The 25379-nt window shown below is 69.9% G+C and carries 24 protein-coding genes; 10 read left to right on the top strand and 14 right to left on the bottom strand.

Translation table 11 applies throughout. The features are described from left to right. The first annotated feature begins 70 nt into the window (after window positions 1-70). Window positions 71-1594 (top strand): aldehyde dehydrogenase family protein, encoded by a 1524-nt coding sequence (locus G5B46_RS03605; RefSeq protein WP_165256120.1) that lies wholly within the window; start codon window positions 71-73, stop codon window positions 1592-1594. 803 nt (window positions 1595-2397) lie between these two features. Here the strand turns inward: G5B46_RS03605 and G5B46_RS03600 are convergent. Beyond that, the gene (locus G5B46_RS03600) at window positions 2398-3480 is read right to left on the bottom strand and encodes a serine hydrolase (RefSeq protein WP_165256118.1); all 1083 of its coding nucleotides are present in this window, start codon (window positions 3478-3480) and stop codon (window positions 2398-2400) included. 174 nt (window positions 3481-3654) lie between these two features. Between G5B46_RS03600 and G5B46_RS03595 the strand changes: the two genes are divergently transcribed. From G5B46_RS03595 to G5B46_RS03580, 4 genes are all read left to right on the top strand, one after another. Continuing rightward, entirely contained in the window at window positions 3655-5169 is a 1515-nt protein-coding gene (locus G5B46_RS03595) for an aldehyde dehydrogenase family protein (RefSeq protein WP_165256116.1), read from the top strand. Then, window positions 5169-5957, top strand: a complete 789-nt coding sequence (locus G5B46_RS03590; protein ID WP_165256114.1) for an alpha/beta hydrolase — start codon at window positions 5169-5171, stop codon at window positions 5955-5957. The genes G5B46_RS03595 and G5B46_RS03590 overlap by 1 nt, the downstream gene beginning before the upstream one ends. A 90-nt stretch (window positions 5958-6047) precedes the next feature. Beyond that, window positions 6048-7094 carry a class I SAM-dependent methyltransferase gene (locus G5B46_RS03585; RefSeq protein ID WP_165256112.1) on the top strand — a complete coding sequence of 349 codons (1047 nt, stop codon included), beginning with the start codon at window positions 6048-6050 and terminating at the stop codon, window positions 7092-7094. Between the two features lie 24 nt (window positions 7095-7118). Further along, window positions 7119-7427 carry a hypothetical protein gene (locus G5B46_RS03580; protein WP_165256110.1) on the top strand — a complete coding sequence of 103 codons (309 nt, stop codon included), beginning with the start codon at window positions 7119-7121 and terminating at the stop codon, window positions 7425-7427. Window positions 7428-7572: 145 nt separating this feature from the next. On the opposite strand, the gene G5B46_RS03575 is transcribed toward G5B46_RS03580, so the two are convergent. The 7 genes from G5B46_RS03575 to G5B46_RS03545 form a co-directional block, all read right to left on the bottom strand. Continuing rightward, window positions 7573-9156, bottom strand: a complete 1584-nt coding sequence (locus G5B46_RS03575) for an FAD-binding oxidoreductase (RefSeq protein ID WP_165256108.1) — start codon at window positions 9154-9156, stop codon at window positions 7573-7575. Between the two features lie 9 nt (window positions 9157-9165). Further along, window positions 9166-9537 (bottom strand): hypothetical protein, encoded by a 372-nt coding sequence (locus G5B46_RS03570; protein WP_165256106.1) that lies wholly within the window; start codon window positions 9535-9537, stop codon window positions 9166-9168. Window positions 9538-9560: 23 nt separating this feature from the next. After that, complete coding sequence (locus G5B46_RS03565) at window positions 9561-10784, bottom strand: class I SAM-dependent methyltransferase (protein WP_205691439.1); 1224 nt, start codon at window positions 10782-10784, stop codon at window positions 9561-9563. A 432-nt stretch (window positions 10785-11216) separates the two neighbouring features. Next, window positions 11217-12386, bottom strand: coding sequence for an FAD-dependent monooxygenase (locus G5B46_RS03560; RefSeq protein ID WP_165256104.1), 1170 nt, complete (start codon window positions 12384-12386; stop codon window positions 11217-11219). A 15-nt stretch (window positions 12387-12401) separates the two neighbouring features. Continuing rightward, a complete protein-coding gene (locus G5B46_RS03555) occupies window positions 12402-13274 on the bottom strand; it encodes an isocitrate lyase/PEP mutase family protein (RefSeq protein WP_346764861.1) in 873 nt (290 codons plus the stop codon). Beyond that, complete coding sequence (locus tag G5B46_RS03550; RefSeq protein ID WP_165256102.1) at window positions 13271-14200, bottom strand: polysaccharide deacetylase; 930 nt, start codon at window positions 14198-14200, stop codon at window positions 13271-13273. The genes G5B46_RS03555 and G5B46_RS03550 overlap by 4 nt, the downstream gene beginning before the upstream one ends. Before the next feature lie 11 nt (window positions 14201-14211). Then, window positions 14212-14958, bottom strand: coding sequence for an arylmalonate decarboxylase (locus G5B46_RS03545; protein ID WP_165256100.1), 747 nt, complete (start codon window positions 14956-14958; stop codon window positions 14212-14214). A gap of 175 nt (window positions 14959-15133) precedes the next feature. Here G5B46_RS03545 and G5B46_RS03540 point away from each other — a divergent pair, with 175 nt between their 5' ends. The 3 genes from G5B46_RS03540 to G5B46_RS03530 all read left to right on the top strand — a co-directional run bounded on the left by G5B46_RS03540 (window position 15134) and on the right by G5B46_RS03530 (window position 17332). Further along, window positions 15134-15424 carry a DUF1330 domain-containing protein gene (locus G5B46_RS03540; protein WP_058350252.1) on the top strand — a complete coding sequence of 97 codons (291 nt, stop codon included), beginning with the start codon at window positions 15134-15136 and terminating at the stop codon, window positions 15422-15424. A 71-nt stretch (window positions 15425-15495) separates the two neighbouring features. After that, window positions 15496-16695, top strand: coding sequence for an FAD-dependent monooxygenase (locus tag G5B46_RS03535; protein WP_165256098.1), 1200 nt, complete (start codon window positions 15496-15498; stop codon window positions 16693-16695). Between the two features lie 10 nt (window positions 16696-16705). Beyond that, on the top strand, window positions 16706-17332 hold the full coding sequence (locus G5B46_RS03530) for a glutathione S-transferase family protein (RefSeq protein WP_165256096.1): 627 nt from the start codon (window positions 16706-16708) through the stop codon (window positions 17330-17332). On the opposite strand, the gene G5B46_RS03525 is transcribed toward G5B46_RS03530, so the two are convergent. After that, window positions 17329-17814 carry a hypothetical protein gene (locus tag G5B46_RS03525; protein ID WP_165256094.1) on the bottom strand — a complete coding sequence of 162 codons (486 nt, stop codon included), beginning with the start codon at window positions 17812-17814 and terminating at the stop codon, window positions 17329-17331. The two genes, G5B46_RS03530 and G5B46_RS03525, sit on opposite strands and share 4 nt — an antisense overlap. A 127-nt stretch (window positions 17815-17941) precedes the next feature. On the opposite strand from G5B46_RS03525, the gene G5B46_RS03520 reads away from it, so the two are divergent. Next, window positions 17942-18328: a response regulator gene (locus tag G5B46_RS03520; protein WP_165256092.1), complete on the top strand. Its 387-nt coding sequence runs from the start codon at window positions 17942-17944 to the stop codon at window positions 18326-18328. Between the two features lie 145 nt (window positions 18329-18473). Here the strand turns inward: G5B46_RS03520 and G5B46_RS03515 are convergent, their stop codons facing one another. Further along, a complete protein-coding gene (locus G5B46_RS03515; RefSeq protein WP_165256090.1) occupies window positions 18474-19190 on the bottom strand; it encodes an SDR family oxidoreductase in 717 nt (238 codons plus the stop codon). Between the two features lie 165 nt (window positions 19191-19355). Between G5B46_RS03515 and G5B46_RS03510 the strand changes: the two genes are divergently transcribed. Further along, on the top strand, window positions 19356-21212 hold the full coding sequence (locus G5B46_RS03510; protein ID WP_165256088.1) for an alpha/beta fold hydrolase: 1857 nt from the start codon (window positions 19356-19358) through the stop codon (window positions 21210-21212). 247 nt (window positions 21213-21459) lie between these two features. Here G5B46_RS03510 and G5B46_RS03505 read toward each other — a convergent pair whose 3' ends face one another. The 4 genes from G5B46_RS03505 to G5B46_RS03490 all read right to left on the bottom strand — a co-directional run bounded on the left by G5B46_RS03505 (window position 21460) and on the right by G5B46_RS03490 (window position 25324). Beyond that, on the bottom strand, window positions 21460-22335 hold the full coding sequence (locus G5B46_RS03505) for a VOC family protein (protein WP_165256086.1): 876 nt from the start codon (window positions 22333-22335) through the stop codon (window positions 21460-21462). 27 nt (window positions 22336-22362) lie between these two features. Beyond that, window positions 22363-22719, bottom strand: coding sequence for a hypothetical protein (locus tag G5B46_RS03500; RefSeq protein WP_116569233.1), 357 nt, complete (start codon window positions 22717-22719; stop codon window positions 22363-22365). Then, window positions 22716-23942 (bottom strand): class I SAM-dependent methyltransferase, encoded by a 1227-nt coding sequence (locus G5B46_RS03495; RefSeq protein ID WP_165256084.1) that lies wholly within the window; start codon window positions 23940-23942, stop codon window positions 22716-22718. Before G5B46_RS03495 ends, G5B46_RS03500 begins: the two co-directional genes overlap by 4 nt. A gap of 95 nt (window positions 23943-24037) precedes the next feature. Beyond that, window positions 24038-25324: an MFS transporter gene (locus G5B46_RS03490; RefSeq protein WP_165256082.1), complete on the bottom strand. Its 1287-nt coding sequence runs from the start codon at window positions 25322-25324 to the stop codon at window positions 24038-24040. Between the last annotated feature and the right edge of the window lie 55 nt (window positions 25325-25379).

The raw sequence follows: 25379 nt of genomic DNA, 5'->3' as shown, positions 1-25379 counted from the left end.
GCGCGGGAAGGCGGCGGCCGGGTGGCCCGGGCTTCACAACAGCTTTCAGTTTCCTTCGACGGAGTTTCCCATGGCGGACGCCAGCGACGCAGCGATCTTCGGCCCCTCGCGAGAGGCTGTGGCCTTCCTGGCCGAAGCCCACGGCCAGCTGATCGGCGAGGCCTTCGTCGAGGGCCGCGGGCAGACCCTGATCGAGGTCGAGAACCCGGCGACCGAGCAGGTGATCGCCACGGTGCGCGCGACCTCGGCCGAGGACCTGGACCTGGCCGTCGCCGCCGCCCGCAAGGCGTTCAAGGGCTGGAGCCGCACCTCGGGCGCCGACCGTGCGCGTATCATGCTGCGCTTCGCCGACCTCCTGGAGCGTGACGCCGACAAGCTGGCCGAGGTCGAGGTGCTTGAGAACGGCATGCCGATCGCGCTGTCGGGCGCCACCATCAAGGGCTTCTGCGCCGACTACGTGCGCTACTACGCGGGCCTGGCCACCAAGCTGGAGGGCTCGACCATCCCGGCCCGGGCCAACGGCCGCGAGGCGCTGGACCTGCTGGTCTACACCGTGCGCGAGCCGGTGGGCGTGGTCGGGGCGATCGTGCCGTGGAACGTGCCGATCTCGATGATCATCCTGAAGCTGGCGCCGGCCCTGGCCTCGGGCTGCACCCTGGTGCTCAAGAGCGCCGAACTGACGCCGCTGACCTCGATCCTGGTGGCGCGGCTGTGGCTGGAGGCCGGCGGTCCGCCCGGGGTGTTCAACCTGATCCACGGGCTGGGCCACGAGATCGGCGCGGCGCTGGTCTCCCATCCGGGCGTCGACAAGATCACCTTCACCGGCTCGACCGCCGTGGGCAAGGAGATCGTCCGCGCCGTCAGCCACGACCTCAAGCGGGTGACCCTGGAGCTGGGCGGCAAGTCGCCGTTCGTGATCTTCCCCGACGCGGATCTGGCCGACGCCATCCCTTCGGCGGCCATGGCCTGCTTCTTCCTGTCGGGCCAGAACTGCATGGCCGGCACGCGCCTGTTCGTGCACGAGAAGGTGCTGGAGCCGGTGCTGGAGGGGCTGGCCCAGACGGCGGCCTACCTGAAGGTCGGGCCGGGCCTGGATCCGACCACGATGGTCGGTCCGCTGGTCTCGGCCCGGCAGAAGGGCAGGGTGCTGGAGCATGTCGAGGCCGCGGCCGCCGAGGGCGCGCGCCTGGCCTATGCCGGCGGCGTTCCGACCGGCCACGGCCATTACGTGGCTCCGACCATCTATGCCGACGTGACGCCGGACATGCGCCTGGCGCGCGAGGAGGTGTTCGGGCCGGTGCTGGGCGTGCAGAGCTTCGGCGACGATGACGAGGCGCTCCTCAAGGCGATCAACGCGACGACCTACGGCCTGTCGGGCTCGGTCTGGACCAAGGACCTGTCGCGCGCCCACCGCATGGCCCGCGCCATCGACAGCGGCCAGGTGGGCGTCAACATCCACGCCGCCCTGAGCCCCGAGACCCCCTTCGGCGGCAACCGCCAGTCGGGCTGGGGCCGTGAGTTCGGGCGCGAGGGGATCGACTCGTACCTGAAGACCAAGGCGGTGAGCGTGAACCTGGGGCTGATCCCGGCCTGACGGCCGGCCCCCTCCGGCCCTCCGGGCCACCTCCCCCAGAGGGGGAGGATCTTGGCTGGCGCCTTGCGTCCTTCGAGGCCCGCTGCGCGGGCGCCTCAGGATGAGGAGATCAGCGCACCCGACGTCCTCATCCTGAGGCGCGAGGCGAAGCCGAGCCTCGAAGGACGCGCGGCTTCTCGGCCTCTCGTGGAAACCACGGAAGTTGATGGAGAGGGCGCGGGGCGTCCGGGCTTCGCCCGGATGTGTGAGTTTCAAGTACCGTTTCGACGAAGCTGAACGCCCCGCGCGATCGTTATCCCTCAGGCCGGGGCGCGCAGGCCTCTTCCGCCTTTTACCCCTTCCCCATGCAGGGCGCCCCGTTTCTTGACGGCCAGGCGTGCATGGCGGCGCGGACCCTTGGACGGGCGGGAGCCTATTTAGGCAAGCTCCCGATGGATGGGTTTACGTCCCCCATCCTCATTCAAGCCTTCAGGCCCGGCTCACGCCGCGCCTTCAGCCCCGCTCGATCGCATCCACGTCGCACGCTTCGGGCCGGATCCTTGCGCCCTCTCCCTGCGACGGGACCCAATGATTATGCAGCGGGTTCGAGCGCGTCTGATCCAACACCGTGAGAAAATCGGAAGTAATTGGATTGGTTCAGGAGTTTTCGACAATCGCCGGGGATGGACGAGGCTCTATCCCCGTCCGACCGTCAGATGCTCCCCCTCTGGGGGAGCTGTCGCGGAGCGACTGAGGGGGACCACTTGGCGCCGGCGCTGGCCCCCTCCGGCCCTTCGGGCTGCCTCCCCCAAAGGGAGAGGATCTCAGCTCAGCCCTTCGACGATCAGGTTGGGCAGCACGGCGTCGTCGAAGTCGAGGCGCGGGCGGCCGATGCGGACGATGACCAGGTCGCGGGAGGGCGAGACGTAGACGCGCTGACCCCCGAAGCCGTCGAAATAGACGAGGTCGTCGGCCAGGAACGCCGCGCCCTGGGGGGCGGCGTAGGCGGTAGAGGGGCCGTAGGCGCGCTTGCCGTCCGGGGCGGGCGCGGCGCGCCAGACCAGCAGGCCGTAGGCGGGATTGAGCGGGTTCTGCGCGGTGATCGTCGAAATCCAGTCGGCCGGCAGCACCTGGCGGCCGTCGATCGCTCCGGCGCCGGCGACCAGGCGGCCCAGCTGCAGCCAATCGCGGGCCCGGGCCTGCAGGCCGGCGAAGAAGCGCGGCTCGCCGTCCTCGCGCTCGACCCACAGCTGAGCGTCGGCGCCGCCCATCGGCGTCCACAGCGCCTTGGAGAGGTAGCTCGCCGCGTCGCCCAGGCCCTTGGCCGCGACGGCGCGCGACAGGGCCAGCCCCGCCGCCTGGGCGGCGACGTTGTAGTAGTCGAAGACCTCGCCGGACGGGCGCTCGGCCTGGACGGCGAGGGCCGTTTCGCTGATGCGGTCGCCCAGCATCAGGGCCAGCGCGACCGGGTCGCCCTTGTCGAGGCTGTGCACGGTCAGGCCCGAGCTCATGCCCAAGAGGTGGCGCAGCGGGATCGCGCCGCGCGGATCGTCGCGCCATTCGGCGAGGTAGAGGCCGACCGGATCGTCGATCGAGGCGATGGCGCCGTCGCGGATCGCCGCGCCGTAGAGCAGGCCAAGCGCCGACTTGTGCATCGAGAAGGTCTCGAACAGGCTGTCGGCGGTCAGGTGCGGGGCATAGGCCTCGTGCCGCAGAGCGCCGCCCGCGAAGACCAGCAAAGCCAGGCCGTCATGGGCGTCGGAAAAGGCCTGGGCGGCGTCGAGGGCGGCTTGGGAGACGCCGCCGGGGACCACCGGCGAGGCGTCGGGTGCGGCCGCGCCGGGCACCGGGCGCAGGGGGGCGTAGCCGTGGATCTCGTCCACGCCGCGTCCGTTCATCGTCGTCATCCCAAGCCCCTGAAAAGCATCCGTTACGAGCCGTGAACCTAGGCTCTAGCGCGGTTCGCAAACGCTTGCGCGCAAAGGCGCCCGCACAGCGGATAGGCCGTCCGCGACCCCTGTGAATCGAGGATGCGGGGGCTAGCGTCGAGGCTGGAATTCCAGCGTCCCGGGGAGTGCGCCATGACCTTCGTCGTCCGTTCGGTCGAACCTCAGACGGAGGGCGCCAAGGCCTTCCTCGCCAAGCGTCGCAAGCAGCTGTTCATCGGTGGCGCCTGGGTGGACGCGGCCGGGGGCGACACCTTCCCGACCAAGGACCCGGCCACCGGCGTCGTGCTGGCCGACATCGCCAAGGGCGGGGCCGCCGACGTGGATGCGGCCGTGGCCGCCGCGCGCAAGGCCTTCGACGGCGGCGAGTGGCCGTCGCTGACGCCGATGCAGCGCTCGCGCCTGCTGTGGACCCTTGCCGACCTGATCGAGGCCAATATCGACGAGCTGGCCGAACTGGAGACCCTCGACCAGGGCAAGCCGCTGTATGTCGGCCGCTGGGCCGAGATCCCCGGGGCGGTGAACCAGTTCCGCTACTATGCGGGCCTGGCGACGGCCATCGAGGGGCGCACGATCGACAGCTCGATCAACTACCAGCCGGCCAGCAAGCAGGTGGCCAGCTGGACCCTGCGCGAGCCGGTGGGCGTGGTCGCCGCCATCGTGCCGTGGAACTCGCCGCTGGTGCTGACCGCCATGAAGCTGGCGCCGGCCCTGGCCGCCGGTTGCACTGTGGTGCTGAAGCCCGCCGAAGACACCTCGCTGACCGCCGTACGCCTGGCCGAGCTGGTGCAGCAGGCCGGCTTCCCGGCGGGCGTGCTGAACCTGATCACCGGCCTGGGCGGCGAGGCGGGCGCGGCCCTGGCCGCGCACCCGGACGTCGACAAGGTGGCCTTCACCGGCTCGACCCCGACGGGGCGGGCGATCCTCGACGCGGCCAAGGGCAACCTCAAGAAGGTCAGCCTGGAGCTGGGCGGCAAGTCGCCGGTGGTGATCCTGCCGGACGCCGACCTCGATCTGGCCATCCCCGGCGCGGCCAACGCCATCTTCTTCAACGCCGGCCAGGTTTGCGTGGCCGGATCGCGGCTCTACGCCCACCGCTCGATCTACGACCGGGTGGTCGAGGGCGTGGCGGCCCAGGCCAGGGGGCTGCAGCTGGGCCACGGCCTGGATCCGGCCACCCACATGGGCCCGCTGGTCTCGCGCAAGCAGGCCGACCGTGTGGCCGGCTTCGTGGCCGGCGCGGCGGCGGCGGGCGCCGAGGTGCTGACCGGCGGCGTGCAGGGCGGCGACGAAGGGACGTTCGTGACGCCGGCCGTGGTGGCGCGGGTGACCCCCGACATGGCCATCGTCCGCGAGGAGGTGTTCGGTCCCGTGGTGGTCGTGCAGGCCTATGACGAGATCGACGAGGTGGTCGCCGCCGCCAACGACAGCGAGTACGGCCTGGCCGCCAGCATCTGGACCGAGAGCCTGTCGCACGCCCACCGCCTGTCGCGCCGCATCAAGGCCGGCACCGTCTGGATCAACTGCCACTCGATGTACGACAACAGCCTGCCGATCGGCGGGGTGAAGGCCTCGGGCTGGGGACGCGACAGCGGCCAGGTGGCGCTGGACGGCTACCTGGAATGGAAGACGGTCTGCGCGGTCGTCTGATGAGCCTGGACATCGTCGAGATCGCCGTCGGCGATCGCTCCATCGGGTTGGCCGTGGCGCGGCCCAAGGGCGCGCCGCTGGCCGCCGTTTCCTTCTCGCACGGGGCCTTTTCGGCGCCGGGCAAGTACGCGGCCCTGCTGGAGGGCTGGGCGGCGGCGGGCCTGCTGGTCGCCGCGCCGATGCATGTGGACAGCACCGACCACCCGTTCCGGGAGGCCTACGACCAGGGCGCGGTCTGGCGCACGCGACTGGAGGACCAGGCCGCGACCCTGGACTGGCTGGAAGGGCAGGGAGGTTTGCCCCTCGCCGCCGCCGGCCATTCGTTCGGCGCGCTGCTGGCCCTGGCGGCCGGAGGGGCGGGCGTGCTGGCGCCGCCCGGCGCCCCGACCCTGGATCCGCGGGTGAAGGCCGTGGTCGCCCTGTCGCCGCCGCCCGCCACGCCGCCGCTGATCGGGGCGGAGGGCTTTGCGAGCACGTCCGCGCCGCTCTTGGTGCAGACCGGCGACGCCGACGTGCTGCCAGGCTTCGTCGACGACTGGCGGATGCGGTTGATCGCCTACGAGGCGCCGGCGCCGGGGAACCGCCACGCGCTGGTGCTGCCCGGCGTCGACCACTATTTCGGCGGGCTGATCTGTCGGCCCGAACTGCCGGGGCCCGCGCAGGCCGAGGGTCTGGCGCAAGCGCTCGCGGCGTCGGCGGATCTGGTGCTGGCCCATGCCGCCGGCGACGCCGAAGCGGCCGCCCGCATCGCCGCCCGGTCGAGCGATGAGAGCTTCACCACCCGCTGACCGTTGTGCGGATAGCGGGTCCGAGGCGCCTTTCGGGGGCTCGGGCCGGGGTTAAAGTCCTTCATCGAAACAAGGTTTTAGAGGTGCCTCATGGACGCTCCGGCCCTGGCCCAACGCGGGCGCGCTTCGCTCGATTTCCAGGCGGGCATATCGAAGGCGACCTTCGGCCTGCACTTCGCCTCCGAGGCGGAACTGGCCATGAAGGGCGTCACGGCCCAGACCATGCCCGACGACATGGATGAACGTCACGCCCTGGTCGTCGAGACCCTGGCCGACTCCAAGATCTTCAAGATCCGCGAGCTGTTCGGCGAATGGGCCTCGCGCACCCACGGCGCCCACTGCGACGAAGCCTTCGAGGAGCGTCGCGCGGTCATCGAGCCGTACCTCAAGGCCCTCGACGAAGGTCCGGCCAGCCTGGACTACGGCGACGGCGAGACCCCGCCCAGCTACTGGAGCAAGGTCTGGTTCCACCGCACCACCGGCGGCTGGGACCACATCGACCACACCGGCTATGTCCACGGCGAGCTGGTGCACAAGCAGCTGGTCGCCCGCGGCTACGGCGGCGACATCTTCGGCCAGCGCCGGGCGGCCGCTCAGCAGGCCCCGCGCCGCGACTACAAGGAAATCCTCGATATCGGCTGCGGCTCGGGCCACTTCACCCAGGCCCTGCAGGAGACCTTCCCCGAGGCCCAGATCACCGGGATCGACTGGTCGGCCCGCATGCTCGAACAGGCCCGCCGCGTGGCCAACGAGAAGGGCTGGAACTGGAAGCTGATGGTCAAGGGCGGCGAGAACTCCGGTTTCGCCGACGAGAGCTTCGACCTGGTCACCACCTTCATCCTGTTCCACGAGGCGCCGCCGCGGATCATCAAGGCGGTGCTGGAAGAGGCGTTCCGGATGCTGAAGCCGGGCGGCGACATCATCATGGCCGACGTGCCGCGCTACGCCGAGATCGATAAGATGGCCTCGTGGCGCTACGACTACCTGGCCAAGTGGGGCGGGGAGCCCTACTGGCGCGCCTCGGCCAGCATGGACCTGATCCAGACCTGCAAGGACATCGGCTTCGTCGACGTCGAGGGCGCGACCCAGGCTCCGACCCATTCCTACTACGTGCTGCGCGCTCACAAGCCCGCCTGATCCTTCCGACAACGAGCGAGCGACATGAACGCGATGAACCAGAAGACCTTCGAGCGCCCGATCTCCGAGCCGGTGAACCGCCGGATGCTGACTGTCGACCAGATCGACGACCTGGGCGAGGCGATCCTGTCGCTGACCCGCGAGATCTGGGTGCTGACCGACCGCGTCCACGTGCTGGAAGCGGTGCTGGAAAGCCACGGCGTGCTGGCCAATGCGGAAGTCGACGCCTTCCAGCCGAGCCCGGAACTGCAGGCCCAACTGAACGCCAAGCGCGACGCCATCGTTCAGAACCTGATGCGCGCCCTGCGCGCGGCTCCCGAGGCGCGGAGCTGACGAAGTCCCCGCTGCAACTGCGCAGTGTGTAGCCTGGCGCGGTTCGAAAGGACCGCGCCTTTTTTATGGGCTTGGGCGAGGGCGGCCCTTCTTGAAACCTCTCCCATGGGGAGAGGTGGAATTGGGGTGGGAGTATGAGAGGGCCTTACAGCCCCAGCGCCCCAGGGTTCATCAAACCCTTCGGATCGACCGCGGCCTTGACGGCCTTCACCAGGTCCAGCGCCGGGGCCTCCAGCACATCCGCGTAGGGATAGAGCTTGCCCAGCTGGAAATGCACGGCGCCATGCCGGGCGTAGAGGTCGATGATCTGGGCCTTGAGCTTGCCCACGAAGGCCGTGGTTTCGGGATCCTCGGCGTATTGCGGCAGGCTGGCCAGGTGCTCGGCCGGCAGGACGCCGGCGTGGTAGGCGGTCTGTTCGCCTGGCCAGTAGAGGGCCACCTCGTAGAGGAAGCCCGACGGGCGCAGCACTTCGAACATGCCGCCGCGCCAGACGCCGCGGGCGGTCATCTCCTGCGCGTGGCTGGCGTAGAGGGCCTCGAGCGCGTCGTGGAAGGCGGCGACCTGGCTGTGGGGCAGGATGCCGTTGAGCGGGGCCCAGCGCTCGCCCTTGGGGCCGAGCACGTTGTAGAGCGGCGCGAACGGCATGCCGCGCACGATGGTCGGCATGGTGTTGGGGATCTCGATCCCCTCGGCCGTCATCAGGGTGCGCAGGCGGTCCAGCCGCGCCTTGGCCTCGCGGTCGTCCACCCCTTCGAGGATGTAGTGGACCATGTAGTCGGCCTTGCGCAGGGCGCGGTCGCCGGCCAGGGCCATCTTGCTGAGCTGCTTGAGGCCCGCGACCAGCGACGGCGAGCTCTTCAGCACGGTCAGGGCCATCTGCACGACGGCGGCGCTGTCCTGGCGGGCGATCTGGCCCTGGGCCAGGGGCGCGTCGATGGCGAAGTGCTCGTCGTCGAGCGCCTCGATCGACGCCGCGCGCATGGCGCGGGCCAGGCTTGACAGGTCGGCGAAGGCGAAGGACGCGCATTGGAAGGCCGGCTTCCTGGCGATCAGCGGCAGGGTGATGCGCGCCTTGATCCCCAGCGCGCCGCAGTCGCCCAGGAACAGGCCGCACAGATCGGGGCCGTACCAGCGGGCGAACGGCGAGGCGCCGCGCGCGGCCGAGCCGGTGCGCAGCAACGAGCCGTCGGCGATCACGACGTCGACCGAAACGGCCGACTCCGCCGAGCTGCCGTAGAGGCCCGATCCGTGGCTGATGGCGTGCTGCGACATCGACCCGCCGATCGTGGCGGCCAGGCCCGAGAACGGGCCGAAGAACGGGGTGCGAAGGCCCAGTGGGTCGAGCGCGTCCTTCAGCTGAGCCCAGGTGACCCCGGCCTCGACCGTGACATAGGCGTCGGTCTGGTTGATCTCGACGATGCGGGAAAGCGCCCCGGTGTCGATCAGCACCGTGTCGGTGCGAACGGCCAGGTAGCCGTCGGTATAGGAGGCGCCGCCGCCGCGCGGGACGATGGCGACGCCGGCCGCAGCCGCTTCGCGCACGACCGCTTGAAGCTGCTCGACATCGGCCGGACGGACCACGGCCAGGGGCGTTTCCAGCGTGCGATAGACGTCGGTGGCGAAGGGCAGGGCGGCCTCGCCCGTCAGGACGCCGCCGGCGCCGACGATCGCCTCCAGGCGTGCAAGGAGGCCGGCGTCAGCCGGGGCGGTACGCGTCTTGACGGGCATAGGCTCTACTCAGGTTTGGGCGATGTCTTCGATGGTGGCGCGGAAGCGCTCGGCCGTGTCGGCCGCGGCGGCTTCCGAGGCGTCCTTGCGGGCCAGGTAGAACAGGCGGCCCAGGAAGTCCTGGCGCCAGGCCTCGCGGGCCTCCAGGGCGGCCTGGTCCAGCTGCAGGGCCTCGATCTCGGCGGCCAGGTCCAGGCCCTTGGCGGCGTGGACGCGTTCGGCGCTGTCGAGCCGGTCGTGCAGCACGGCCAGTTCGTTGGCCAGGACCATGATCATCGACATGGCCTGGTCGAGGCCCGGGGCCTCGTAGAACTGCGGGCGCTTGCCCTTGGCGTCGCGGATGACGTGCGGGCGCTCGGCCTGCGGAGCGTGGGCGTTCATCGTACTGTTTCCTTGAACTCTGCTCAGGCCTTGCGGGCGATCAGGACTTCCCAGCCGCCGCCGGGAGCGTATTCGCCGGCGGCGAACTCGCGGTCGGAGACCGCCGCGCTGGCGTCCTGGCTGTAGCCGGCGGCCTGCTGGGCGACGAACTCCATGATCGCCATCGGCGCGGTGTCGAACTTGATGGTTTCGGGCGGGAAGCCGGCGTCCTTGGCCAGGGCGACCTGGTCGGTCTCGCGCATGGCGCCCCAGAACGGCTCGTTGTTGTACCAGGTCTCGTTGTCGAGGATGAACTGGGTGAACGGGTCCATGTTGTCGAACGGCGGCAGGTCGGCGTGGATCATGTAGCCGCCGGGCGCCAGCAGGCGGTGGCACTCCTTGAAGATGCGCGGCATGGCCTTGCCCGACGTCTCGTGCAGCAGGATGTGGCTGACGATGAGATCGAAGGAGCCGTCCTCGAAGCGGGTCTCCTCGGCGTTCATCTGGGCGAAGTTGACTTCGAGGCCGAGGCCCGCGGCGCGGGCGTGCGCATAGCGCACCTGCGGGGCGGCGACGTCGACGCCCCAGACTTCGGCCTCGGGGAACAGCTCCTTGTAGGGCAGGGTCGAGTGGCCCACCGTGCAGCCCAGGTCGAGGATCCGCTTGGGCTTGAAGCCGTCGAGGCGGCGATTGACGTAGTTGCAGACCGAGCGGCCCATGTCGTCGTTGAACGGGCCCATATAACCCATGGCGTAGAGATAGACGCCGCGGTCGTAGAGGGCGCCGGTCGAGATGTCGTTCGGGGCCACTTCGCCGGCATAGCCGCCGGGCATGCAGTGGATGTCGATCGAGGTGACGTAGCGCGGGGTGTCGAAGGTTTCCGGCACGTCGAGCTTGCCCTTGGCCGAAGCCGAAAGGCCGCGGGCCTTCTCGATCAGCTCGGGCAGCTCACGGTCGATCGTGACGTTGGTCGATTCCCAGAGCAGCTCCTGGGCGATGCGGTTGGCGGCCGCGTAGTGCTGGAAATAGAGGTCCTTGACCATGGCCGAGCGAATGTCGCGGCGGTCGGCGGGGGCGCGGCCATGCTCGCGCTCGAAGGCCTTGGCGGCGCGGACGCCGAACACGGGACCCAGGCCCGGCAGCAGACCCTGCTGGATGAACTGCTTGAAGCTCTTGGTGAATTCCTGGCGCGAGCCCTCGTCGTGGGTCGGCTTGGGCAGGATCGGGTGGTCGACCTGCTGGAAGGTGTTGAGCATCTCGGCGGACATGGCGGCCTCCAAACAGCCGGCCCGGAAGGGCGGCGCGAACTGAGGCTAATCTGAAGGGGACCGATCAGTCAAAATATTGCGTTCAGCGGATGCTCCGCTAGGCGGACAGCCCGGGCGGTAGGCAGGCGAGGGCTGTCGGCGGGCAGGGCGTGGGCGGACGCAGGGGAAGGGGAGTGTTCGACTTCCCCCCCGTCATTCCCGCCCTTGTGGCGGGAAACCCTCTTTCAGCCGCAAGGGCGGGAGGGGCGACGTGCTCAGCACGCCGCTAGCGTCTCACGTGCGGGCGGAACCAGGGGTTCCCGCCACAAGGGCGGGAATGACGGGAGTATGAGAGGATGGGCGGCGCCCGGTTCGGAGAGGGTGAAACCTCTCACCCTCCCACCGCCTGCGGCGGCGGGCCCCTCCCTCTCTCTCGGAGAGAGGGATCAGGTGTCAGACCTCCACCGTCCCCGCGTCATAAGCGAACAGCCCCAGGGTCTCTTCGTTCTTGATCTCGGTCATGCCGTAGAGGTGGGCTTCGTCGCCTTCCAGGCGGTCGGCGTTGAGGTTGGATTCGACCTGGATGAAGCCGCAGCGCTCCTTGCGGGCGGTCTCATAGCGGGCCAGGGCCTCGGGGACGTCCGACGCGGCCTCGAAGGCGCGGGCCAGGACGAGGGCGTCCTCGATGGCGGCGGCGGCGCCTTGGCCGAGGAACGGGGTCATGGCGTGGGCGGCGTCGCCCAGCAGGGCCACGCGGCCGCCACGCACCCAGGTCTTCAGCGGCTGGCGGGCGAAGACGGCCCACTTGTAGAGGGCCGACGGATCCACCGCGTCGAGCAGGGCCTGGACGTCGCTGCTCCAGCCCTCGAAGGTCTTGCGCAGGTCGGCGAGGTCCGCGCGGATCGTCCAGCCTTCTTCGGCCCAGCCCTCCTGGCGGGCGAAGAAGACGAGGTTCAGCAGGGTGGAATTGCGCAGCGGATAGCGCACGGCCATGCGGCCGGGGCCGATGTGGATGCCGGGGAAGTGGGCCATGTCTTCGAGCAGGGCGCCCTCGACCGGCACGATGGCGCGCCAGACGACGTGGCCGGTGAAGTGCGGCTCGCCCGGGTCGAAGCCCTTGCGGACGCCCGATTTCACGCCATCGGCGCCGATCACCGCGTCGCCCTTGATTTCAGTCCCATCAGCCAGGACGGCGATAGCGCCGTCTTCGGTCGGCTCGGCGGCGACGCACGGGGACGACAGGCGCACGGTGGCGCGGCCGGTGGCCTCCAGGGCCTCGACCAGGATGGCGTGCAGGTCGGCGCGGTGGATGTAGACGTAGGGCGCGCCGTAGAGATCGCGCACCTTCTGGCCGCGCTCGAAGGCCACCAGGTCGCGGCCGTCGGCCCAGTGCTGCACCCGCTGGCGCTGGGGCTCGACCCCGGCCGTGGTGATGGCCTGCGCCAAGCCCAGGTGGTGATAGACGCGCATGGCGTTGGGCGCGAGCGTGACGCCGGCGCCGATTTCGCCTAGCGCCGGGGCCTGCTCCAGAACCTCGACGGTGTGGCCGGCCCGGGCGAGCGCGATGGCCGCGGTCAGGCCGCCGATGCCGGCGCCGGCGACGATCAGGTGCTGGGGACGCATGGGTAGTCTCCGTACTCAGGCATAGGTCGCCGCGTCGGCCAGCAGGGCGTCGAGCCCGGCGACGGCGTTGAGGCGGGGAAGGTCGAAAATGTCGAGGCCGTCGGTGGTTCCGTCGGCGGCCAGCTTGGCCAGCCAGTCGGGCGCGTGGCGGGCCAGGCCGTGCAGCAGCAGCATCGGGTGCAGGGCGATGGCGAAGCCAAGGTCCTGCAGTTCCGCGCCCGTGCGCACGGCGGTGATCCCGCCCTCGACCAGGTTGTGGACCAGGGGAACGCGGGCGGCGAAGCGGTCGGCGACGGCCCTAGTCTCCTCTAGGGTGCGAGGCCCCTCGACGAAGACGATGTCGGCGCCGGCCTCCAGATAGGCTTCGGCGCGATCCATGGCGGCTTGCGGGCCCTCGACGCCCAGGGCGTCGGTGCGGGCCACCAGCAGGGTCTCGTTGCGGGCGTCCAGAGCGGCGCGGACCTTGCCGACCATCTCGGGCAGCGGGATCACGCCCTTGCCGCGCATGTGGCCGCAGCGCTTGGGAAAGGTCTGGTCTTCCAACTGCACGGCGGCGGCGCCGGCGCGTTCGAGCACCTTGACCGTCCGCTGGGTGTTCAGCGCGTTGCCGAAGCCCGTGTCTATGTCGACGATCAGCGGGATGTCGACGCGGTCGCAGATCGCCCGCACCGCGTCAGCCAGTTCGCCGACCCCGACCAGGCCGACGTCGGGACGGCCCAGCCGCGCCAGCGACAGGGCCGCGCCCGACAGGAACGCGGCCTCGAAGCCGGCCTGTTCGAGCAGCAGCGCCGAGAAACCGTCGTAGCAGCCCGGCGCGGCCAGCAGCCGGCGGCGGCCGTCGGGGCCGGCCGCCAGCCGCTGACGCAGGCGCGTGGCGGCGCTGGTCACTCGGCCGCCTTGGAGGCCGCGCCCGTCGGGATGTGGCTCTCGTGGTTCTGCAGATACCAGTCGGCGATCTCTTCGCGGGTGGCGAACCACACGCCCGGCAGGCTCTTGGCGTGCTGGATGAACTCGCGCAGCGCCCGGATCCGATAGGCCCGGCCCGAGACGTGCGGGTGGATGCCCACGTTCATGATCCGGCCCGAGGTCGCGCCCTCCTTGTAGAGGACGTTCAGCTCCTCGATCATCACGTCGCGATACTCGTCGGTGGTGTGGCCGCGACGGGTAAGCAGGGTGAAGTCGTTGATCTCGTTCGAATAGGGCGTCGAGACGATCGGGCCGTTCGGCGTGCGCAGCAGGTAAGGCTGGTCGTCGTTGAGCAGGTCGCAATAGAAGGTGCAGCCGTGCTCGGCCAGGATGTCGGCGGTCTGCAGCGTGCCGCGCAGGGACGACGACAGCCAGCCCTTGGCCTTCTTGCCCACGAACTTCTCGTACTGCTCCAGCGAGCGCAGGACGATGTCGCGCTCCTTGGCCGGTTCATGGGCGAAGTCGGTCAGCAGTTCGCCCTGTTCCCAGTTGTGGGCCAGAAGCTCCCAGCCGCGCTCCAGGCAGGCGTCGGTCATGGCCTTGCGACGCTCGAAGGTCACCGCGTTGGTGGTGCAGCTGGCCTTGACGCCCTGCTCGTCGAACAGGTCGAACAGCCGCCAGATGCCCACCCGCTGGCCGTATTCGCGCCAGGTGTAGTTGGGGAAGTCGGGGGTGTCGCCGGCCAGTACGTCGGGCAGCACGGCCGGACCGCCGGCGTAGTACTTCTCCTTGGTCGGCTTGGTGAGGTCCCAGGTCTCCAGGTTGAAGGTCATGACCAGGGCCACGCGCGCGCCGTTCGGCCAGATCAGCGGCTTGCGGTGCGGAAGCGGAACGTAATCGTATTCCATACTGATAACCCCTAGTGCTCGAGCAGCAGCGAGCCGAAGCCGTCGATCTTGTCCTGGATCCCCATGCTCCGGAGAGCATGCCAGTAGGTGGCGGTGTTGATGGCCACGACCGGCTTTTCCAGCCAGAACTCGGCCATGGCCGCGACCTTGGCGAAGGCCAGGTTCGTGCCGCACTGGACGACGGCGTCGGCGCCTTCGGAGACCTCTTCGGCCGCGCGCTTGAGCGTCTGCGGCGTCTCGTGGGCGATCAGCATCGGCGAGGGCGACTTCAGGCCCTTCACCTGCGTGACCTCGTAGCCCAGGTCCTCGAAGAACTTGCGCACCTGGTTGTCGCCAACCGGCATGTAGGGGGTGATCACCCCGATCTTCTTGATGCCGCCGTGGGCCTTCAGCGCCGCGTCGACGGCGGTGGAGCCCATGACGACCGGCACGCCGTTGGTACGCTCCAGCATACGCTGGGTCAGGCGCTCGGCGCCGTCGGCGCCGTCCCAGAAGGTTTCAGCCGACATGCCCATGACCACGCAGGCCGGGTCCATGGTCATGGCGACGTCGACGCTGTCCATGGTCGCGTCGCGGATGTTCTGCAGCATCACCATGAACGACTCGTCGTCGGTGACCTTGGTGTCCGGAATGGCGATGCGCTGGAAGTGGTTGGTCACGCCCCGCGGGCGCATGTCGTCGTATTCCGGCTGCACGCTGGTGTTGGTCGACGGCGCGATCACCGCGTACTTCAGGCGGTGTCCCAATGAATCCGGCATGACGCTTCCTCGACGTTTCGATGGTCGAGGAATGGCAAAGCCGAAGCGGCCGCGCCGCACCCCAGGAGCCGATATCCGCCCGGCGGATAGGAAAAGGCGCCGCCAGAGCGGGAAGGGCGGGCGTCGCTAGGGTCGTCGTTGAACCACAACGGAAATTCCTTCGGGGGACGAGACCATGCCCGCCTTCATCATCGCCACCACCGTCATCACCGACCCGCCGCGCTTCATGGAATACGTGAAGGCCATTTCGGGCCTGGCCGAGCGCTTCGGCGGCGAAACCTATGTCCGCGGTCCGGTGACCGAGGTGCTTGAGGGCGAGGTGCCGGAAGGCGAGCGCGTGATCGTCACCCGCTATCCCGACGCCGCCGCCGCCAAGGCCTACCTGCACTCGGACGAGTACCAGGCCGCCAAGCTCCTGCGGAAGAACGCAGGCGACGTCGTGGTCCGCATGATCGTCGTCGACTGATCAAGACGCGTGAGCCGGGGCGCGAGGGGGAAACCGCGCCCGCAACGCCGATCCAAAACTAGCGAGGTTCCGTGGAACGATTCCAAGTCGTCGTCGCCGGCGCTGGGCCCGTAGGCTCGGTCGCGGCCTATCGGCTGGCCCAACTGGGTGTCGAGGTGCTGCTTCTGGAGGCCGCGCCCCGCTGCCCCGAGGACCTGCGCGCCTCGACCATGCATCCGCCGACGCTCGACATGATGAAGACGCTGGGCGTGCTGGACGAGCTGGAGGCTCAGGGCCTGCGCGCGCCGGTCTATCACTATCGCAACCGCGTGACGGGCGAGGTGATGGCCTTCGACATGGGCGAGCTGGGCGACATCTCAGAGCACCCGTACCGGCTGCAGTGCGAGCAGTTCAAGCTGGCGCGCCTTCTGACCGCCAAGCTGGCGCAGCATCCCAAGGGCGAGGTGCGGTTCTCGCACCGGCTGGCCCACTTCACCCAGGACGACCAGGGCGTCACCGCCTTCATCGAGGCGCCGTTCGGCATCGAGCAGGTGCGTTGCGACTACCTGATCGGGGCGGACGGGGCCAACTCGATCGTCCGCAAGTGGCTGGACGTCGAGTTCGAGGGCTTCACCTATCCGGAGAAGTTCCTGACCCTGTCGACCGACTGGCCGCTGGAGGACCATTTCCCGGGGCTGGCGCACGTCAACTACGTGGCCGATCCCAAGGAGTGGTGCGTGCTGCTGCGGGTGCCGTCGCTGTGGCGGATCCTGGTGCCGGCCAATGGCGACGAGAGCGACGAGGCCCTGCTGTCGGACGCCAAGAAGGAAGCCGTGTTCGGCGGCCTGCTGGGCGAGGGCGCGTCGATCAAGACCGCGCACCGCACGCTCTACAAGGTGCACCAGCGGGTGGCCAAGACCTACCATGTGGGCCGGGTGCTGCTGGCGGGCGACGCGGCCCACCTGAACAACCCGCTGGGCGGGTTCGGCATGAACTCGGGCATCCACGACGTGTGGAACCTGACGGAGAAGCTGGCCGAGATCCTGCAGGAGAACGGCGATGCGCAGGCGCTGCTGCCGCTCTACGACCGTCAGCGTCGGGCGGTGATGCACAAGTTCATCCAGACCCAGACCATCGCCAACAAGGCGGCGATGGAGGCGGGCACCGCCGAGGCCTATGCCGAGCGCGAGGCCAAGATGCGCCAGATCCTGGCCGACCCTGAGCAGCGCCGCGAGTACCTGCTGCTGCAGTCGATGTACAAGAGCCTCGAGCTCGAAGCGGCGACGGCGTGAGGCGGGCGCGATGATCCAGTTTCACACCGTTCCGACCGCCAACGGCCAGAAGGTGCGGATCGTGCTGGAGGAGACGGGGCTGGCCTATGCGCTGGCCCCGGTCGACCTCTATGCCGGCGAGCACAAGAAGCCTGCCTACAAGGCCGCGCTGAGCCCGTTCGGCAAGGCCCCGGCCATCGTCGATCCCGACGGGCCGGGCGGCGCGCCCATCGTGCTATCGGAGACCCTGGCGATCGTCTGGTATCTGGCCGAGAAGGCCGCCAGCGACCTGCTGCCCAGAGGGCCGGGCGAGCGGGCCGAGTTCCTGATGTGGGCCTCGGCGGTGTCGTCGCAGCTGGCCGGGGCCTTCACCAACCAGTTCGTGGCCACCGTCATGGCCCCGGAGAAGACGCCGTGGGCGATCGAGCGCTCGCTGGCCGACTGCCACGAGCAGCTGGCCGCGTTCGAGGCCCGCCTGGCGGACCGCGTCTACATGCTGGGCGAGCGGTTCACGATCCTGGACGCCCTGTTCTTCCCGATGGTGGCCAGCTCGGCCAAGCGGCTGGCGGGGGGGCTCGACCCGTATCCGAACCTCGCGCGGTACGAGGCCTTCATCGGCGAACGGCCGGGGGTGAAGCGCGGGATGGCGGCCGGCTAGGGCCGGCTGGCGCAACCGCGCCAGAAGGCGGCGATCTGCCGGCGCTCGTCGGGGGCTTCGGCGCCCACGGGGCTGGCGTCGCCGTTCCACACCCATTGCAGCCGGCCGGTGCGGGCGAAGGCGGCGATCGCGGGCGCGGCGGGGTCGATCGGGGCCCTCAGGATGGCGATCTCGGCGCTGGGGTCGGGTTCGGCCTTGATCGGCAAGGCGGCGCCGCCGCTGCGCAGGGCCAGGGTCTTGGGCCAGGCGGCCGGGTCTTCGTCGACAAACACCAGCAGCTCCGCCCGGCCCTTGGGCGCGCAGGTGAAGCCCAGCCAGACGACGTCGCTTTCGGGCTCGCCGTAATAGAGCTTGGCGTCGACGCCGTTCTCGGCCGGCGTATGGCTCCAGCTGTAGTCGTCCCGCGCGGGCAGGCTGGCGCAGGCGCCCAGCAACAGCGCGGCGGCGACGAGGGAGAACACGGAGCGGGAAAGCTTGACCATGCGCCCACTCTAGCCGAGCCGCCGGCCGTCGCCAGGCGTATCTGCCGCGCCTGCAACCTCCGCGCCGTTTTCCTTGCCAAAGCCTTGTGAGACAGTCGTTCGCAAGGTTAACGCGAGGCGGGCCTGGATGGAGCGCAGCTGGATCAAGGGGCGTGTGTTCGTGGTCGACGACGACCCGGTGCTCCTGGCCTTCCTGGAAGGCGCCTTGGCCAAGTCCGGCTATCTGGTCCAGGCCTTCGAATCCGCCCGCAGCGCGCTGCACGCCGCGTCGATCGACCGGCCGGCGATCTGGCTGATCGACATCCGCATGCCCGACATGGACGGCATGGAGCTGCTCAAGCTGCTGCGCGGCGGGCAGGAGCATCGCGAGACCCCGGTGGTCATGCTGACCGGCGACGGGCGCCTGGACCGCATCGCCAGCGCCATGGGGGCGGGGGCCACCACCTACCTGCTCAAGCCGTTCTCGCCGCAGCAGGTGGTCGAGAAGGTCTATGCGGCGCTGAACTTGAGATAGCTCTAACTCCTTGTCATCCCGGCCGGAGGACCGCGGCAGCGGTCCGCAGAGCCGGGATCTCCCGCACTCCAGGTGCGGCCGTCGTGGGAGATCCCGGCGCTTCGCTACGCTACGGCGGGGATGACAGGGAGAGTGAGCCTCTGCTTCACCAGGCCACCTCGGCGCCGGCCAGGTCGAGGAACTTGCCCGTATCCGCGAGGCTCAGCCCGGCGATGACCTTCTGCTGGCCTTCGACGCTTTCCTCGACCGAGTAGGGCGCGTCGGGGCCGCCCAGGGCGGTGCGGGTCCAGCCCGGGGCCATGGCGATGACCGTGACGCCGTCGGCCTTCAGCTCCACCGCCAGGCCCTTGGCCAGCATGTTCAGCGCCGCCTTGGACGAGCGATAGGCGTGCGAGCCGCCGTAGACGTTGGTTCCGATCGAGGCCAAGCCGCTGGACATCATGACGATGGTCTTCGTCTCGCCGGCCTTGATGTTGTCGATCAGCGCCGCGGTGATGCGGAACGGCGAGACGACGTTGGTGGCCAGGATGTCGGCCCAGATGTCGTAGTCCATGCCGGCGAGCGTCTGGTGGGCCATGCCCTCGGGCAGCGGAATGGGTCCGTAGGTGCCGGCGTTGTTGATCAGCACGTCGATCGCCACGCCTTCGAGGCGCTGGGCGAAGGCGGCGACGGAGCCTGCGTCGTTCACCGACAGCGCCTCGATGCGCACCTTGCCCGGATGGGCGTCTGCGATGGCCGCGAGTTCGGCGGCCGAGGCCGGATCGCGGCAGGTCGCGATGACCTGCGCGCCCGAGGCGGCGTACTGGCGGACGTGTTCAAGGCCGATGCCGCGATTGGCGCCGGTGATCAGGACCGTGGTCATGGCGTGCTCTCTCGTTCGTTGCTGGGGCGACTTGAACCGGTCGGAAGGGTGAGGGCGGGGCGGCGGCGATCTTCGCCGCTGTGCGGATAACGGCCCCGGCCGCCGGGAGCGCGCGCGGGGGTGGCGCTAGGACCGAGGCTCGAAGATTCCGCTGGAGCCGCGTTCGTGACGCTCATTCGCCAAGCCCCGATTGTGAAGGCTTACGCCGATACGCCCGCCGGCCAGGTGCACCTGCGCCGGGTGGACGGCCCCGGCGATCCGATCGTCCTTCTGCACCGCACGCCGGTCAGTTCGGCCTGTTTTGACGGCGTACTGGCGCTTCTCGCCGGCCGCCGCGCGGCGATCGCTCTGGACACGCCCGGCTTTGGCCAGTCGTTCAAGCCGCAAGGCATGCCCTCAACCGTGGATTACGGCGCCTGGCTGCTGGCGGCGCTGGACGCCCTGGGCGTCGATCGCTTCCACCTGGCCGGCCACCATACCGGCACCCACATCGGCGCCGAGATCGCCGTGGCCGCGCCTGATCGCGTGCGTTCGCTGCTGCTGAACGGCGTGCTGTTCGCCAGCGCCGAAGAGCGCGAGATGTTCCGCGCCCAGGTCGGCCAGTCCGCGCCGATCGACGCGCACGGCGCCTATCTGATCCAGTCCTGGGGCGTGATGAAGGGGCTGCTGCCCCGGTTCGACGCCCAGCTGGTGCAGACCGAATTCCTGGGCGCCATCGGCGCGCCGGACGGCCGCAACCAGGCCTTCGGCGCGATCTTCGACCAGGACTTCGCCAGCGTCTTTTCGGGCGTGACCTGCCCGGTGACGGTGCTGCAGGCCGCGGACGACCCGCTGGCCGGCTTCGTCGGCCGCATCCGCAAGGCCCGCCCGGGCGTGGTGGTGACCACCCAGGGCAAGACCGGCGTGGCCGCGCCCGAACTGGAACCCGAGATCTTCGCCGAAACCTTGCTGGCCTTCGCGGCCGGCGTCGAAACCACGCCTCCGAACAGCCCCCTTCAGTGGACCCCGCCCATGACCAATCGCCGTTTCTCCCTCGTCCGCGCCGGCCAGGGCTTCGAGTTGGCCGAGTCCATCGTGCCGATCCCCACGCCGGGTCCGGGCGAGGTGCTGGTGCGCGTGCGCGCCGTGGCGCTGAACCGCCGCGACGTGATGATCCGCAAGGGCTGGTATCCGGTGGGCGAGGCCGACGGCTTCACGCCGCTGTCGGACGCCGCCGGCGAGGTGGTGGCGGTGGGCGAGGGCGTCGAGGGGCTGGCCTTCGGCGACCGCGTGGCCTCGACCTTCTTCCAGAACTGGGCCGGCGGCCGCGTCAGCTTCCCGGCGGTGATCTCGTCTCTGGGCGCGGGCGGACCGGGCGTGCTGGCCGAGCACGTGGTGCTGTCGGCCGGCGGCGTGGTGAAGCTGCCCGACGGTCTCGACTTCGTGCAGGGCGCGACCCTGACCTGCTCGGGCGTCACGGCCTGGGCCTCGCTGGTCACGCACGGCGGCATCCAGGCCGGCGACTGGGTGGTGACCCTGGGCACCGGCGGGGTGTCGCTGTGGGGGCTGCAGATCGCCAAGGCCTTCGGGGCCAAGGTGGCCGTGGTCGGCGGCGACGACGCCAAGCTGGCCCGCGCCGCGGCTCTGGGCGCGGATCTGACCGTCAACTACCACACGACGCCGGACTGGGAGGCCGTGGTGAAGGAGGCTTCGGGCGGCGGCGTGCAGCATGCCCTGGAGCTCGGCGGCGCAGGCACGCTGGCCAGGTCGCAGGCCAGCCTGGGCGTGGGCGGGCATGTGGCCGTGATCGGCGCCCTGGACGGCTTCGGCGGAACGCTGGACGCCTCGGCCATGGTGATGATGGCCCAGCGGGCCACGGCGATCTCGGTCGGCTCGCGCGCCGATCACCAGGCGCTGTCGGACTTCGTGACCGCCAAGGGCATCGTCCCGCAGGTCGACGCGGTGTTCGGGCTCGACGCCATCGAAGGCGCCTATACGCGGGCCGATCAGGGCGCGTTCGGCAAGGTCGTGGTGAAGCTGTAGCCGTTGTCTCCCTCTCTCATTGAGAGAGGGAGGAGCCCGCCGCCGAAGGCGGTGGGAGGGTGAGAGGTAACAAACTCACAGAAAAAGGCGCGGTCGGTTCGGCCGCGCCTTTCTTGTTTTGGGTCTGGTGGTTCCTGCCGTTGCCGTAGGCGGAGAGGTGAGGGATTTGCCTGCTGGCGGTGAAACCTCTCACCCTCCCACGCCTTACGGCGCGGGGCCCTCCCTCTCTCCATGAGAGAGGGGTTTCTTAGGCTTCCACCACCTCGACCAGGGCCCCGCCGGGGGCGCGCAGGACGCCGGCGCGCTTGCCGCCGTAGACGGGGCCGTTGCGCACTGTGGGGGGCGCGATCCAGTCGCCCTGGACGCTGTCGAAGTCGGGGTGCTTGAGCGTGCAGATGGCGACGCCCGGCGGCAGGGCGCCGGGATGGCCCGGGCGCACGGTGGCCGCCTCGGGATACTGGTCGAACTCGAGGAAGACGTCCTTCTCATAAGTCGCCGTCGCCAGGGCATGGCGGCTGTCCTTGGGCAGTTCGAAGGCGTCGTTGATCATGTTGTAGACGATGGTCATCGGCGCGCCGACGTCCAGGCCCAGGGTCTGGCCGAACCAGGCGCCGCTGGCCTCCATGTCGTCGCTCGCCAGAACCAGGATGAACAGCTTGTCGATCAGGCTGCCGGGATAGGGCAGACCGTTGCCGGGCGAGACGATCTCGGTGAGGTAGACGATCTCGCCGTCGGGGCCCTTCACCTGCATCGGGTGGATGGTGGGCAGGCCGTCGATCCGCTTGGGCGGGCCGATGATCTCGAACGGCGCGTCCTGCATGCGGGCGTTCACGGCCATGACGTCCTGGCAGCAGATCTCGATCGCCGCCCAGCCGTAGGTGCGCAGGGGGCGATATTCCGGAACCGGGTCGCCCTCGACGAAGCGCAGGAAGACGTCGGCGCCGCTGGCCGGCTGCAGCACGGCGTAGGGGCGGCCGGCGCTGGCCGGGGAGCCCCAGCTGGCGGCGAGGTCGGCGGGGACCTCGCCCTGCTCGACCACCGCGTAGTCCAGCCACTGGGCGTAGCGCTGCGAGGCCTGGGCGAGGTCCGGCGTCACCAGGGTGGCGGCCCTGAGAAGGTTCATCGGTATGTCCTTGAAATCGTGCGGGCTTCAGTCGCGCAGTTCGACGGCGACGTCCTCGGAGGCGACGTCGCCCGTGGCGGTGGCGGCTTCGGCCTCCTGCTGGACGATGCGCAGCACGCGGGAGAGATATTCCTGCAGCCACAGGCCGCGCTCGGCGGCGGCTTCGGCGGAGGGTTCGAAGCGTTCGATCTCGGCGCGGTCCAGGCCGCCGCGGGCCTCGATCACCCGCTCCAGCGTGTCGAGCCGGGCGCGGGTGACGGCCAGTTCCTGCACGACGGCCATGGTGATGGCCAGCACGCGCTCGACCTCGCGGTCGGCGAAGAAATAGGGGCGCTTGCCGGCGGGCTTGGCGCCGGCGTCGGCCAGGGCGTCTGCGATGCTCATTGCGTTTTCCGGGCTCCGATCACGCGCCAGGCGGCTTTTCGCCCGTAGTCTTCGCTGTCGTCGTCGGCGGCGTCGGGGAAGACTTCGCGGTCGACCACGGCGGTGACGCCGTCATGGATCAGCTCTTCGGCGGCGAAGCCGGCCTCGACCATGCGGGCGTCCAGGTCGATCTCGTGCAGCGTGCTCCAGAAGGGCTCGTTGTTGTAGAAGGCGTCCCAGTCGCGCATCGCCTGCTCGAACAGCGGCATGGTCGGGGCGTACTGCGGCTGCTCGACGTGCAGCACCACGCCGCCCGGGGCCAGGACGCGGCGGCTCTCGGCGAAGATGGCCTTCATGGAGGCCAGCGACAGTTCGTGCAGGAACATGGTGGTCTGCACCCAGTCGAAGCTGCCGGCCTCGAAGCGCGACAGGTCGGCGCCGTCGGCCTGGACGAAGCGGATGTTTTCGACCCCCAGCGAGGCGGCGCGGGCGGCGGCGTAGCGCAGCATCGGCCCGCCGACGTCGATGGCCACCACCTCGGCGTCGGGGAAGGCCTGGGCGATCGGCAGGGCGCTGTGGCCCACGGTGGCGCCGATGTCGAGGATGCGGCGCGGCTTGAAGTCGGGCAGGCGGCGCTGGACCCAGCGCACCACGGCCTGGCCGCCGCCGTCGGAGAAGCGGCCCAGCAGGCCGCCGGTGGTGGCGAAGCCGCCGTGGTCGTAGTTGGCGCCGCCCGAGACGTCGCCCTCGAAGCGCTCGACGTGATAGCTGCCGGGCATGCAGTGGTGGTCGACGGCCGAGACGTAGCGCGGGATCGGCAGGGCCGGATCCAACTGCAGCCGGTCGTGGCCGGCGTTCAGGGCGGCGGCCTTGGCGGCCAGTTCCTCGGCCTGGCGCAGGGTGGTCCAGCGGCCGGCCTGCTGGCGCTGCTCCATGGTCAGGCGGCGCAGGGCCGACCAGGTCTGGAAGGCAGGATCCTTCAGCAGCGCCTTGCGGACCTCGTGGCGATCCTCGGGCGGGCGACCGTTGGCCTTCTCGAAGGCCGGCAGGGCGCGGGTCTCCCAGGCCTGCTTCACGCCGGGGATGACGCGGGTCGACAGGTGGCGGTTCAGCTGGGCCAGGACGTTCAGCCGCTCGATCTCGTCGTGCGACATGTCGGGGAACACCCCGTGGCGGCCGACCTTGCGATAGTCGGGCGGGCCGTCATAGGCCTGGATCGGCCCCTCGTTGACGCGACCGGTCATGGGCGCACTCCTACTGAATTGACGCGAGCTTGCGCTCGTCCGGCGCCTGGCGGAGAGGTGACGATGCGAAAATCCGCCTGTCAGGAATCCAGGGGTCAGGCGCCGGGAACGGCCGCGCGCTCGCCGGCGGCGGCTTCGATGCGCTGCTCCTCGACGGCGTGCTCGGCGGCGAAGCGGTAGCGGCCCAGCGGCAGCAGGACGATACCGCCCAGCACCAGCAGGCCCGTGGCCATGATCAGCGAGAGCTGGTAGCCGCCGGTGGCGTCGAAATCGGCCCCGAAGGCCACGGGGCCCAGGCCAGAGCCCGCCGCGTAAGCGCAGTAGAGGCAGCCATAGAGCGTCGAATAGGATCGCGCCCCGAAATAGCGGGCGATCAGGAAGGCCAGCAGGTCGAACTCCATGCCCGCGGCCATGCCGACCAGGGCGATGGCCAGCAGGGCGCCGGCGAAGCCCGGGTCCTGGCCGTGCAGGATCAGGCAGCCCAGCGCCGGCAGGCACAGCAGCACCAGCGCCACGCCCGGCGCCCAGAAGCGGTCGACCAGCCAGCCGCCGGCCACGCGCCCGACGATTACCGACAGGCCCACGACGGGGGCCAGGCTGACGATCTCGGCCTTGGTGAAGCCTTTCAGCTTCAGCAGGTTCTCCAGGTTGGGCAGAGGGCCGGCGATGGCGAAAGAGAACAGCAGAAAGCCGCCGGCGATCAGCCAGAATTTCGTATCGCGCAGCGCTTGCGGCAGCGTCAGGCCGGGCAGCGGCGCGGTCTCCGTGTGGACGCGCCGGGCGCCGGGGTCCTTGAAGGCCAGCAGCGCGACGGGCAGGGCGATGACCAGGGGCAGCGCGCCGGTGACCAGATAGGCCGCGCGCCAGCCGTGGGCCTCGATCATCCACATCAGGAACGGCTTGATGAGGAAGCCGAAGACGCCGGTTCCCATCAGGGCGATCCCCAAAGCCAGGCCCTTGTTGGCCTCGAAGCCGTTGTTGATGGCCCGGGTCCAGGTGGTGGGCAGGGTGCCGGCGCCGACTGCGCCCATCAGCGCCCAGTTCAGGTAGAACAGCGGCAGCGAGCCGCTCGTCAGCGCAAAGCCCATGAAGGCGAAGGCGAACAGCACCAGCGAGGCGATGGCCACGGGGCGCACGCCGATCCTGTCGCCCACCCAGCCGATGATCGGGCCGACGATCATCACCGCGACGGTGGCGACCGGCAGGCCCAGCATGATCGAGGCGAAGCTCCAGCCGAACTCCTTGGCCAACTGCGGGGCCAGCATGCCGATGCTGTAGAAGGGCAGGGGCGAAAGCCCCAGGCCCACGCCCAGAACCACGCTGAGCAGCAAGGGCCAGCCGCGGCGGAACTCGCCAGCCTGGTTTTCGGATAGTTTCGCCATCGCCGTTTGCCCCGCCGCGATCACATCGGTAGGCGAGGCAGCCTGGTGCGCTGAA

It is taken from the genome of Caulobacter sp. 602-2 (assembly GCF_011043625.1).
GTDB lineage: Bacteria > Pseudomonadota > Alphaproteobacteria > Caulobacterales > Caulobacteraceae > Caulobacter.
This window is presented reverse-complemented; position numbering and strand designations above follow the sequence as displayed.